This window comes from Promicromonospora sp. NPDC023987 (assembly GCF_040639055.1).
In the GTDB taxonomy this organism is placed as follows: domain Bacteria; phylum Actinomycetota; class Actinomycetes; order Actinomycetales; family Cellulomonadaceae; genus Promicromonospora.
This window is the reverse complement of record NZ_JBEZZF010000151.1, coordinates 1-2,687: the sequence shown is the minus strand read 5'-3', so window position 1 is coordinate 2,687 and position 2,687 is coordinate 1. Positions and strand designations below refer to the sequence as shown.

Genomic DNA, 2,687 nt, shown 5'->3' with positions numbered 1-2,687 from the left:
ACCGGGTCCGGGAAGTCGACCGGCACGGTCTGCACGAACCGCTCCGGCGTCGTCGTCTCACCCGTACGGGTATCGATGAGCCACGCCAGGGCGTCCGTGCGGGTCTCGCTGGTCGGCGCGACTTCCGTCATCACCCGCGCGTGATCCACCCCCAGGTCACCCGCGACCAGCCGCTCCCGCGTCACCGGCAGCGCGGTCGCCAGCCGGCGGGCCATCGTCATGTCCTTGCTCGCCGTGGCCGCCGAGATGCCCTCACGCAGGCGCAGCCAGGACGTGAAGGTGCGCGCCATCCCGCCCGAACGCCACGACCCCTCAGCCTCGATCCGCGGCAACAAGGTGTACCGCACCCCGTCCAACCGGCCCGTGAGCCGACGGACCCGGGCCTGCGCCTCCACCAGACGCGTGACGCTCGGCGCGTCCCACCCGTCCAGCGCCTCCGGACCAACCAGGCCCGCCAGATCAGCTGCGGCATCCTCGATCCGGGCCAACGCCTCCTCGATCGAACCCGCGGGAGGCAGACCACCAGCCGGGTAGTTCATCGACCGCTCCACCGGTACCCACCCCCGCCCCGCTCGTCACCATCTCGATGACTCCATTCTCTCGAACCTTTGTATGATGCGCACGTGCTATCTGGAATCTGTGGATAACTCTTCACGTCACCGTGGAGGCTGGCGACCGTCCTCCACGCCACCCAGATCAACGAGCCACATTTGACCTGCTCCAGGCCCTCAGCCGCCGCGGCTGTCGGCCTGACCGCCGGCTGCCTCGGCTACGCGAGCACCGCACCCTTCGACGCCGACTGGACCAGCTTCGAGTACTTGGCCAGCACGCCCCGCGTGTACGCGTGGGGGATCGGCGCCCAGCCCGCCGCACGGGCCGCCAGCTCGGCCGGCTCCACCAGGACGTCGAGGGTCTTGGACGCCACGTCGAGGCGGATGCGGTCGCCGTCGCGCACGAACGCGATGGGCCCGGCGTCGACGGCCTCCGGCGCGATGTGCCCGACGCACAGGCCGGTGGTCCCGCCGGAGAACCGGCCGTCCGTGATGAGCAGGACGTCCTTGCCGAGCCCCGCACCCTTGATGGCGCCGGTGATGGCGAGCATCTCGCGCATGCCCGGTCCGCCCTTGGGGCCCTCGTAGCGGATGACGACGACGTCGCCCGCCTGGATCGTCCCGTCCTCCAGGGCGTCGAGCGCGCTGCGCTCGCGCTCGAACACGCGCGCCGTCCCCTCGAACACGTCGGAGTCGAAGCCCGCCGACTTCACGACGGCGCCCTCCGGTGCGAGCGACCCGTTCAGGATCGTGATGCCGCCAGTCTTGTGGATCGGGTCGTCCATGGCCCGCAGGATCTTGCCGTCCGGGTCGGGCGGCGCGATGTCGGCCAGGTTCTCGGCCATGGTGCGGCCGGTGACCGTCATGACGTCGCCGTGCAGCAGCCCGGCGTCCAGCAGCGCCTTCATGATCACCGGCACGCCGCCGATCCGGTCGACGTCGTTCATCACGTACTGCCCGAAGGGCTTGAGGTCGCCCAGGTGCGGCACGCGGTCGGCGACGCGGGAGAAGTCGTCGAGCGTGAGGTCGACCTCGGCCTCGTACGCGATGGCGAGCAGGTGCAGCACCGCGTTCGTGGACCCGCCGAACGCCATGACGACGGCTATCGCGTTCTCGAACGCCTCCTTGGTCATGATGTCGCGTGCGGTGATGCCCTGGCGCAGCAGGTTCACCACCGCCTCGCCCGAGCGGTGCGCCCACGTGTCCCGTCGGCGGTCGGCCGACGGCGGCGCCGCCGACCCGGGCAGCGACATACCGAGCGCCTCGGCCGCCGACGCCATCGTGTTGGCGGTGTACATGCCGCCGCAGGCACCCTCGCCGGGGCAGATCGCCCGCTCGATCCGGTCGACGTCGCCCTGGCTCATGAGCCCCCGCGCGCACGCCCCGACGGCCTCGAACGCGTCGATGATCGTGACCTGCTTCTCCGTGCCGTCCTCGAGCTTGACCCAGCCGGGCATGATCGAGCCGGCGTAGAGGAACACGCTGGAGAGGTCCAGGCGCGCGGCCGCCATGAGCATGCCCGGCAGCGACTTGTCGCACCCGGCCAGCAGCACCGAACCGTCCAGTCGCTCGGCCTGCATGACGGTCTCGACCGAGTCGGCGATGACGTCGCGGGACACGAGCGAGAAGTGCATGCCCTCGTGGCCCATCGAGATGCCGTCGGACACCGAAATGGTGCCGAACTCCAGCGGGTAGCCGCCCGCCGCGTGCACGCCCTGCTTGGTCGCCCCCGCGAGCCGGTCGAGCGAGAGGTTGCACGGCGTGATCTCGTTCCACGAGCTCGCGACGCCGATCTGCGGCTTCGCGAAGTCCTCGTCGCCCAGCCCTACGGCACGGAGCATCCCGCGCGACGCGGTTGCCTCCAGGCCGTCGGTCACCGTGCGGGAGCGGGGCTTGATGTCGACCGGGTCATCGGCGTTGAGCATGGGACCCATCCTGCATCCTGCTCGGCCCGCGTGTCTCGTTCCGTGCCGGGTTGTGCCGGGTTGTGCCGGGCGGTGCCGGGCCGGGCGGGGCAGAGGGCAGGGGTCGGGCCGGGCAGTGTGCCGGTAGGTACCCGTCGGGTGCAGACTTCGACGCACCCGGATTCGCCGAGTGCAGAGTTGGTCGCGGGTACCGAGGCCCGACACCGCGAGG

2 protein-coding genes are annotated in these 2,687 nt (G+C 70.9%); both read right to left on the bottom strand.

The window, feature by feature from the left end:
• Positions 1-539: DUF222 domain-containing protein (locus AB0F40_RS27430; protein ID WP_357475485.1), on the bottom strand; the 539-nt coding region annotated here is incomplete at its 3' end.
• Between the two features lie 230 nt (positions 540-769).
• A complete protein-coding gene (ilvD, locus tag AB0F40_RS27425; RefSeq protein ID WP_357475483.1) occupies positions 770-2,476 on the bottom strand; it encodes a dihydroxy-acid dehydratase in 1,707 nt (568 codons plus the stop codon).
• Between the last annotated feature and the right edge of the window lie 211 nt (positions 2,477-2,687).

Excerpts from the sequence above, each read along its gene's own strand:
- ilvD (WP_357475483.1), bottom strand. The coding sequence starts at position 2,476 with ATGCTCAACGCCGATGACCCGGTCGACATCAAGCCCCGCTCCCGCACG.